A 9245-nucleotide genomic window follows, 5' to 3' on the forward strand; every position below is an offset into this window, starting at 1 on the left:
ACGGGCAAGATGCCCATCCCACAAGAAAAAATAACTCTTGTGGGATGGGCATCTTGCCCGTCCCATCAATTGAGGAAAAGGATTTTTGCAAGAGGTCTATTGACTTGTAGGGTGCATCTCACATCTTGCACCATTCTCATGTACAGGCAAGATATTCTCATGAACAGGCAAGATGCCTGTTCCACAAAGAATGAGTTTTCTTGTGGGGTGGGCATCCTGCCCGCCCGTAAGTCCTACTATTTTACAGCAGTCAAAACATCGCCGATTTTAACTGTGCCACTGTTGATAATTTTGGCTAAAACTCCTGTTTGTGCGTGACCGAATTCCTTTTGGAGTAAACTGAGTAGGGAAATATCCCGATCGCCCGTTTCTGGATTCACTTCTATATTGACACAGCGGCCGATTCGTGCTGTAACTTCTATGAGCGCCGTGCCTAATTGAAACTGTTTTCCGATCAACTCAAATTCTGACCAAGCTGCCATACCTTCTAGCACAATGTTCGGGCGAAATCTGCCCACGTCAATGTTTTGAAGAGCGATTTCTGTTAATTCGTCTAATGTGGCTTGACTGAGTAAAGAAATGTGTACGGGTTCTCTGTCAGGATAGCGAGTTTCGCCGCTGCTGTCGCCGACTAAGTGCAAAGGTGCAAACTGCGGGTGTCTCGCTTCTTTTGTAGGTTCAATTGCCGCCAGATATTCTGTGAAAAAAGTGCCGATGCGATCGCGCCCCGCTGCTGTGTTCGTTTCTGCGGATAACACTGCAACTCCTTGATTCTGGACTGTTAAAACGGCCGTTTCCGGTTGATAATGACATTCCAAAGCTGCTAACAGAGGCCAATCGTTTTGAACCGCAAAATGTTTTTTGCTCATCCAAGGTATATTTTGGGCAGGCATCTTAGCCGCTTCCAGATTATCTGCAAACATTAAGGCAAAAGCTCGATCGCCCTTAATTCCGTGCCCTGCTGTTAAAGCAAACTCCGACATTTCTTGCGGCGTCAGCCCTTTAATTGGATAAATAAATAACTGTTTTATTGTTGCTACTGTCATAAAATTTTCCGAAGTTAGTAAAATCTAAGATCTTGCACCATTGTCAATAATCCTTTTTTGAACAGGCAAGATGCCTGTTCCACAAGAAAATCTACTCTTTGTGGAACAGGCATCTTGCCTGTTAGGCTAGCAATTCATAGCGGCGGATATCTGGAGGCCCAACGGCCAAACCGTCTAATTTCTGCACGGCGTCTTGAATGTGAGTTGAACCAAGATGTAGTTCGAGCAAAGCTGCACTTTCCCACTCTTCAACAAACGTAAAATCTGTTGGATCGGCTTGATTTTGCAGGAGTTCGTATGTGATGCAGCCTTTTTCTTTGCGAGTTGGCTCTACAATGCTCAGCAGAAGGGATTTAAGTGCTTCTACTTTGTCGGGAAAGGCAGCAAGGCGGGCGACTACTCGCAAGGTTGTTTTAGACATAGGAGAAAAAGAAACAGATATGACGATCGAATTTACCGATTTTTATTTGGCAAACTCAACAAAACACGATTTTACTTAAAATAACCTAAAGAGGTCGATCGGTCAACGGGCAGCAGAATCAGTCCCAGGACGCGATCGAGTCTCAGAAACCCCGTTTTTTGGGGAATTATTCGTTACCAATCGCATATCGTCGTATAAACCGGGTTTCTTGGTATATTTTGGCGAATACCGGAGGAACTCAATCTTTGGGATAAAATCGCTTGTTTTCTGTAGAATATTCCCAGGCGATCGCTTCCGGGTCTTTTTCGCGGCTCCACTGAGCAAACTCCGGCTTAACTTTCCACTTGCCGATCGTACTTGCGTGAACTTTGAACCTGCGCGAGAGTTCCGTCTGGGTAAAAGAGATTTTGGGTTTTTCAGGAGTCTTGATTTGAGCAATGGGGAATAAATTGGGTTTTGTCTCTTGTGCTTTTTCCCGATTTATGGGAGGCTCTTGAACAGCTATTGCCGCCTTAGGTGTTTCGCTTTGATTGACAGTGGGAGCTATTTGAAAATAATACAAAATTCCGCCTTGTTCCGTCACTTCAAAATCCGCTGCAAACTCAGAGGCTCGTTCGTCGAGATACTCTTGAACCTTTTCTCCGGGCAGTTTCGCATTCATCGCCAAATCCAAAGCAGTCACTCGCCCTTGATTTTCCTTGATCAACTTGTAGAAAACCGAGTCTAAATGAGCGAGTTTATTTTTTTGCTGCTGCTGATAAAGGCTGCAAGCCCAAGCAATGCCCGCTGTGGTGGCGATCGCCCAAAACATCCTTCCCGACTCGAAACTGGCAACCGCCGTCAAGGAAATAGGCAAAAGCAGGGTAAGATATCCCCAAATGCTTCCCTTCTTTAGGTTATTGCTGTTTTTGACCATAGTTCCCAAACAGGTACGTAGTTTAGCTTAGTAGAGCGTGTCTGAATGTCGCGAAAGTTTTTCGACTGTCGATATATCGATCGGCTAATCGCCCATCCGCCCAAAAATGGATACAGACCCCCCAGGACCTTGAGTGGTGATTCCCAAATTTTAGACTTTTGTTGAATATCTAGATTCATTGCTGCAAGTCAATCTAAAATCTAAAATCTAAAATCTAAAATCGGCTGACGCACTCTACTACAACATCCCAGAATCTACTTTTTTTGCAACCGAGGGTTCATGTACTTTTTTCGCAAACAGATTGCCATCTTGCTGATAGTTGTTGCTTGCTGTACGCTGATGATTAGTTGTAGCAATAGCCCAGCTGTCCAGTGTACTAAATTTACAGCAGTTATCACCAAAGGGAACGCTCTCATTGATGTTAAGAAAGACCGCAACGATGCTGCAACGACCAAGAACTTAGCTAAAGACTTGAACCAAACAGCGAAAGAACTTGAGGCTCTGCGAATCACAGATAAAACCCTCAAAGAAATTCAGGGTCAGTCGGTTAAATCCTTCCAGCAAATGGGTCAAGCACTCGGCGACATAGGCCGAACTCTTGAGGCAGGAAATCGGGCTTCTACAAGTATAGAAGGTCGAGAGCAAATCCAAACCGCTCAAGCAGATATTATCCGAGCCGGACAGCAGGCGAATCAAGCAGCCGCAAATCAAGACGCTTTGACTGACAAACTGATTAATTATTGTAAGAGCCGGTCCTAAAGGCTAATAGTTTTGAGTTTTGAGATTGCAACGCGAGCCACTCCCCAAGGCTTCGCAGTGCATGAGTTTGGGAAGGCGGATCCTTCACCGGCCATCTACTAATTCCCAATTAGCCATTCCCAATTAGCCATTCCCAATTACCCATCCCCAATTTTAGTGATGAATTTCTAGATTCAGAATATAGCGACCGAGTTGCACTTTGTCCGACCACAACTCATATTCTAACCGCAGGTGTTCCGGTTCCGGCTTTCCTGTCAGCGTCAAGTTCCGAGTGAAGTTACGGAGTCGCAACTGTTCGGGAGTCGCCAGCGATTCGCCCTGTAGCCAATAACGGCTCAGCCCGTACATTTCTCGTTCCCAGCAGTGGCGGTAACTGTATTTGCCGTTTCCTTGCATGGTCATAATCACTCGATAGGGTGAAACTTCTAGCCAGAGCAACCGGGGTTTTGTAGTTGGGGGTAAGATTGTAACTTGCTCGGCAGATTCGTCGGAGTCGTCGGAAAATTGGCGATCGATTATTGCTGGTTCGTGCAACAACAAGTGAAAGCGATCCCGGTCTTTTTGATAAAGGGTACCAGCCGTTTCAACGACTGACCACAAAGGTAAATCTGTGGATACCAGCGATAAACTTACAGGCTTGCGGTGATGGGTCAGCATAAACAAAAGTGTAGGGGTTGTTGTGGATCGGGTAGTTTGAGATTTGAGACTTTAGACTTTAGATTTTAGATTGGCTGGGTTCCAAATTCCGGAGCTTTTGCTTAAAAAAATGAAAAACCTACAACTCGCAATCGAAAATCTAAAATTGTTCAGTCAAAATTCAATCATCTGGTCGATAACTGAGAGCCGAACATGAAATAAGGGCAGATAGACAGATAGTATTTGTCAGGGCCCCCTATGGGGGCTAGAAACTCGGTTTCTACGAAATTTTGCATTTAGTAATGATAGATATACGAAGAAAACGGGTTTCTGAGGTCGCAAGTGCGATCGCGAACTACTTGTGAAATTAAGGTGAAATTAAAGTAAAATCCGTGCAGTTGCGCCCGCTCTTTCTTGTCGCTGACAACTGACAGCGCACTGTCCCGGCGAGTTTAATCAGCCTTGGAGTTAACCGGACACCTTGGGAAAAAACCCCCAGGCATACCAGAAGACGACTGACTTAGGACTGGGAAAAAGGTAGGATAGCTAACGCCATCCCATCCTAGTTTATCTCAATGCAAGCTGACATTATAACTACTTCGCTTCTTGACAAAAGTCAAACTTTAAGCATTCAAAAACCAGCCTCGGGCTTGTCGCTGGCGGGGAGGATTCGAGTCCCCGGCGATAAGTCGATTTCTCACCGAGCTTTGATGTTGGGTGCGATCGCCCAAGGTGAAACTACAATTGAGGGACTGCTGCTAGGAGAAGACCCCCGCAGCACGGCTAAATGTTTCTCGCTCCTGGGAGCCAAAGTTTCTGAACTCAACGCGGAACGGGTGAGGGTTCGGGGCGTCGGAATTGGCGAGTTAGAGGAGCCTGTGGAAGTATTGGACGCGGGTAATTCCGGCACGACGATGCGGCTAATGTTGGGAATTTTAGCCTCTCATCCAGGGCGTTTTTTTGCGGTAACGGGTGACAGTTCTTTGCGATCGCGGCCGATGTCGCGCGTCATTAAACCGCTGCAACAAATGGGAGCGCAAATTTGGGGTAGAAAAAGCAATTCTTTAGCTCCTTTAGCGATACTCGGACAGCAGTTAAAACCGATTCACTACCATTCTCCGATCGCCTCGGCTCAAGTTAAATCTTGCATTTTGCTCGCTGGTTTGATGGCAAGCGGAGAAACTACAGTCACAGAACCGGCCCTGTCGCGGGATCACAGCGAGCGGATGCTGCGAGCGTTTGGAGCCCAATTGAGCATCGATCCAGAAACTTGCAGCGTGACAGTCACTGGGCCGACACAACTGCAAGGGCAGAATGTGATTGTACCGGGGGATATTAGTTCGGCGGCTTTTTGGCTAGTTGCTGGGGCGATCGTCCCGGGTTCGGAGCTCGTAGTCGAAAATGTCGGCGTCAACCCAACTCGTACAGGCATTTTGGAAGCTTTGGAGATGATGGGGGCCGACATTGAACTGCAAAATCAGCGAGAGGCCGCTGGGGAACCGGTAGCGGATATTTTGGTTCGCAGTTCCGGCCAATTGCGGGGATGCACCATTGCTGGCGACTTAATTCCCCGACTGATTGACGAAATCCCGATTTTGGCCGTAGCGGCAATCTTTGCATCGGGTACTACAATAATTCGAGATGCGGCCGAGTTGCGAGTCAAAGAGAGCGATCGGCTGGCCGTGACTGCTGCCGAACTCAACCGCATGGGAGCCAAAATTTCCGAGTTACCCGACGGTTTAGAAATTACCGGGGGAACTCCTTTGATCGGCGCCGATGTTGACAGCTACACCGACCACAGAATAGCGATGAGTTTGGCGATCGCAGCCCTCAACGCCACAGGTATTACTACCATTCACCGGGCAGAAGCTGCTGCCATTTCCTACCCCGACTTTACCGCCACTTTGCAACAAGTTTGCCATCCAAATTGAGATTGGGCATTGGGCATTGGGCATTGGGCATTGGTTGCTGGTTACTTGTTATCGGTTATTGCTATAGCCTCACAAATAACAAATAACCACTAACTAATGACTAATGACCAATGACTAATGACTTACTCTAAGAATCTTTACCTACAACTTGTTCTTTTAAAGAATCAATTTCCGTTAACAACTCTTGGCGGTTAGAAGCCTTGAGCAGATAGCGGTAAACAAACCACCCCGTATATCCCATCCCAATCAACTCAAAAACGGGAGCTACCAAAGGGACATCATTAATAGCACCTAAAACTCCCAGCATTACCTTAATACTAATACCGCCTGCCAGAATTAAACCAATAGTTATGAGGGGCTTTTGGTAGTCAGCAAAAAAATTGGAGAGATAGGTTGGAAGTTCCGACAAAATTGTCAGAACTTGGTCTTTAATATTTTGGAACTCGCTCGTCGGTGTTTCTGCGGTTGTCACTGTAGTCATGACCCCCGGTTGGTCAGGCACCAGGTCTACTGTGACGACTTCAGTGACTGTTTGTGCCTCGTCAGAAAAGTTAGCTTGTGTCATTTGATACTTCCTCCGGTGTCAAGTACAATTGCAGGCTTTGAGTGGCTGCCAGTATAATTCTCCGGCAATTAGCGCAGCATTCGCGCTGCCGGGACTAATTGATGAGACTAAGGCAGAGCTTCACAAATTGCAAGCAAAAATAAGGATAATACTTGATTGTAAACAATTTCCATCCTTGCCAAATCGGTCTTTTGACTCATTTTTTGACTTGATCGAGGTCGATTCGATTCGGACAAGGGCGTCCTTGTTCAAAGTCGGTGATATTGCCGATCGTGGTTTCGGCGATATTTTTCAAAGCTTCCTCGGTGAAGAAAGCTTGATGTCCGGTAATCAGGACGTTCGGGAAAGTCAGCAAGCGCTGAAATACGTCGTCTTGAATAACGTGATTTGACAAATCCTCAAAAAACAGATCCGTCTCTTGTTCGTAAACATCTAAGCCGAGGTAGCCAATTATACCAGACTTCAGTGCTTTGGTAACAGCTTTAGTGTCAATCAACTGACCGCGGCTGGTATTGTAAAACTTCATTGAGTTTATAAGCAATTATAAACAATAATGGTATTATATTGTTGTGAGTGTTGAACAAGGAATACGCATAGCCCAAAAAACGCAAGTCTCAAATGCAACTAACAGAGAGGCACATCATTAAATCAACGGAACACCGTTTCGCCCAAATAGACGAACTAGCTTTCAAGTCCAAAAACCTCTACAATGCCGCCAATTACGTCATTCGTCAGAGCTTTATTTATGGATGGGGTTATGTCAGTTATAACGAAATGAACCGATTGATGAAGTCTCACGAAGCATATAAGGCTTTGCCTGCTAAAGTAAGTCAGCAAATCTTGATGGTGCTAGACAAGAATTGGAAATCGTTTTTTGAAGCCGTTAAAGCTTACAAAGTTGATTCTTCAAAATTCACGGGTCGCCCAAAATTGCCAAAGTACAAAGATAAGACTAAAGGGCGAAATCTTCTCGTCTACACGATTCAAGCAATTAGCAGCAAACAGTTGAAGAAAGGAATCATTAAACTTTCGGGTACAGAACTTTTAATTAAAACCCAAGTCAATCCCCACCAGGTTTGCCAAATTAGGCTGGTTCCGAAATGTGATTCCTATGTAATTGAGGTAATTTATGATGCTTGTACTGAGCGTAGTCGAAGTGAACCGGAGTCCACCCTTGGCAACGCTAATTCTGTAGCTAGTATTGATTTAGGACTGGATAATTTAGTGGCGTTAACTTCAAATCAACCGGGATTTATCCCTTTGTTGATTAACGGGCGACCATTGAAATCGATTAACCAGTTTTACAATAAGCGGAAAGCACGATTGCAATCCCAGTTAAAAGGGAATCGCAAAACTTCGCCCCGCATTCAGCGCTTAACTCGCTGTCGCCATCAAAAAGTTGATAATTACTTACATCATGCTAGCCGTCTAATTATTAACCTTTTGCTCACCAAGCAGATTGGGACGCTAGTAATTGGCAAGAACGCGCAGTGGAAAACAGAAATCGAGTTAGGGAAGAAAAAAAATCAAAACTTTGTTAGTATTCCTCACTCTCGATTAATTGAAATGTTGGAGTACAAAGCTCGGTTGGCGGGAATCACAGTAATTGTGCAGGAAGAATCCTACACATCCCGCTCCAGTTTTTTAGGTTTAGACCCAATTCCTGTTTATGGAAAAACCGAAAAAGAGCCTGTGTTTACTGGTAAGCGGATTAAGCGGGGTTTGTACAAAACATCGACTGGTCAGCTAATTAATTCCGATGTGAATGCAGCGTACAATATCCTCAGAAAAGCAATCCCAAATGCGTTCCGCAATGGGATAGGGAGCTGCGTAGTTCAGCCGAGGCGGGTCGATCCGCTCAAAGTGAAAGGGAAGGGGGAGGGACTTAACGCCTCCCATGTCATGCAATAAATGACTATACTTTTACCAGCTATTGATCAGCATCATCCCCGGTTTCATTTGCTCGATCGCCTCTGCACCGATCAAATGGTAAGTTTCCGGTATCAGCGGACAGTGAAGGCTGACAATATCAGAAGCGGCGAATAGTTCCGGGAGTGCCACGTATTCCATGCCTAGGGCGAGGCAATCTGGGTTTTGGAAAACATCGTATCCCAGCAGGCGACACCCGAATCCCTGCAGAATTTGGGCAGTAATTGCCCCTATTCTGCCAGTCCCGACGATTCCCACCGTTTTGCTGTAGAGGTCAAAACCCAACAAGCCGTCTAGGGCGAAATTGCCTTCGCGGACGCGGTTGTAGGCCCGGTGGATTTTGCGGTTGAGGGACAACATCATAGCAACTGCGTGTTCCGCGACGGCGTAGGGAGAATAAGCAGGAACTCGGAGGAGAGTTAAGCCTAAATCGCTAGCTGCAGCTAAATCCAGGTGATTGAATCCGGCGGATCTCAGGGCTAGCAAGCGGACGCCTTTTTCGGCGATCGCCCCGAGGGTTTTCCCGTCCAAGCAGTCGTTCACGAAGGCGCAGACGGCCGGAAATCCAGCAGCCAAAACGCTGGTTTCCATGGTCAGATGCGGTTCAAAAAAAACCAAGTCATGTTTACCGCCGACATTAGCTGCTGTCAGAAAAGTGCGATCGTAGGATTTGGTATTAAATACGGCTACCTTCATGATTTTTGCCTGCAAATCCAGTAATAGTTGGCAGTTCTTCCCAGCTTAGCTCCAAACCTTAGTTTTTTTAATTAAATTTATTAAACTAGACTAAGCAGTAATCATTAATCTGCCATCACCGAGGGGAGGAGCAAATGCGTAAACAAGTCAAAACAATCCTATATGAAATTTTAGAAGTCTCAGACAGCACTAATTTCTACAGCTTATACCAATTTAATGTGAAGTTGCATATATTTCGATCCCCCTAAATCCCCCTTAATAAGGGGGACTTTGACCAAGCTCTTGTCCCCCCCTCCCGCGGGGGGTTAGGGGGGATCAGATTCTATGCAGCCTCATATAAAATTGG

Annotated in this window: 10 protein-coding genes; 3 read left to right on the top strand and 7 right to left on the bottom strand. The window is 45.8% G+C overall.

Going from position 1 to position 9245, the window contains the following annotated elements:
• Positions 1-236: 236 nt before the first annotated feature.
• The 3 genes from ACUVJL_RS32555 to ACUVJL_RS32565 form a co-directional block, all read right to left on the bottom strand.
• A complete protein-coding gene (locus ACUVJL_RS32555; RefSeq protein WP_445249607.1) occupies positions 237-1046 on the bottom strand; it encodes an MOSC domain-containing protein in 810 nt (269 codons plus the stop codon).
• A 121-nt stretch (positions 1047-1167) separates the two neighbouring features.
• A complete protein-coding gene (locus tag ACUVJL_RS32560; RefSeq protein ID WP_445249608.1) occupies positions 1168-1467 on the bottom strand; it encodes a putative quinol monooxygenase in 300 nt (99 codons plus the stop codon).
• A 238-nt stretch (positions 1468-1705) separates the two neighbouring features.
• On the bottom strand, positions 1706-2383 hold the full coding sequence (locus tag ACUVJL_RS32565; protein WP_445249609.1) for a hypothetical protein: 678 nt from the start codon (positions 2381-2383) through the stop codon (positions 1706-1708).
• Between the two features lie 279 nt (positions 2384-2662).
• On the opposite strand from ACUVJL_RS32565, the gene ACUVJL_RS32570 reads away from it, so the two are divergent.
• On the top strand, positions 2663-3142 hold the full coding sequence (locus ACUVJL_RS32570) for a hypothetical protein (RefSeq protein ID WP_445249610.1): 480 nt from the start codon (positions 2663-2665) through the stop codon (positions 3140-3142).
• Positions 3143-3295: 153 nt separating this feature from the next.
• On the opposite strand, the gene ACUVJL_RS32575 is transcribed toward ACUVJL_RS32570, so the two are convergent.
• A complete protein-coding gene (locus ACUVJL_RS32575; RefSeq protein WP_445249611.1) occupies positions 3296-3799 on the bottom strand; it encodes a hypothetical protein in 504 nt (167 codons plus the stop codon).
• 554 nt (positions 3800-4353) lie between these two features.
• On the opposite strand from ACUVJL_RS32575, the gene aroA reads away from it, so the two are divergent.
• Positions 4354-5709 carry a 3-phosphoshikimate 1-carboxyvinyltransferase gene (gene aroA / locus ACUVJL_RS32580; RefSeq protein ID WP_445249612.1) on the top strand — a complete coding sequence of 452 codons (1356 nt, stop codon included), beginning with the start codon at positions 4354-4356 and terminating at the stop codon, positions 5707-5709.
• A gap of 127 nt (positions 5710-5836) precedes the next feature.
• On the opposite strand, the gene ACUVJL_RS32585 is transcribed toward aroA, so the two are convergent.
• Entirely contained in the window at positions 5837-6274 is a 438-nt protein-coding gene (locus tag ACUVJL_RS32585; RefSeq protein ID WP_445249613.1) for a CAAD domain-containing protein, read from the bottom strand.
• Between the two features lie 196 nt (positions 6275-6470).
• On the bottom strand, positions 6471-6800 hold the full coding sequence (locus tag ACUVJL_RS32590) for an NAD(P)-dependent oxidoreductase (protein ID WP_445249614.1): 330 nt from the start codon (positions 6798-6800) through the stop codon (positions 6471-6473).
• A 92-nt stretch (positions 6801-6892) separates the two neighbouring features.
• Between ACUVJL_RS32590 and ACUVJL_RS32595 the strand changes: the two genes are divergently transcribed.
• Positions 6893-8185: an RNA-guided endonuclease InsQ/TnpB family protein gene (locus ACUVJL_RS32595; RefSeq protein ID WP_445249615.1), complete on the top strand. Its 1293-nt coding sequence runs from the start codon at positions 6893-6895 to the stop codon at positions 8183-8185.
• Between the two features lie 12 nt (positions 8186-8197).
• Here the strand turns inward: ACUVJL_RS32595 and ACUVJL_RS32600 are convergent, their stop codons facing one another.
• Positions 8198-8899, bottom strand: coding sequence for a 2-hydroxyacid dehydrogenase (locus tag ACUVJL_RS32600; RefSeq protein ID WP_445249616.1), 702 nt, complete (start codon positions 8897-8899; stop codon positions 8198-8200).
• Between the last annotated feature and the right edge of the window lie 346 nt (positions 8900-9245).

Source organism: Microcoleus sp. OTE_8_concoct_300, from assembly GCF_031383065.1.
Classification (GTDB): Bacteria; Cyanobacteriota; Cyanobacteriia; order Cyanobacteriales; family Microcoleaceae; genus Microcoleus.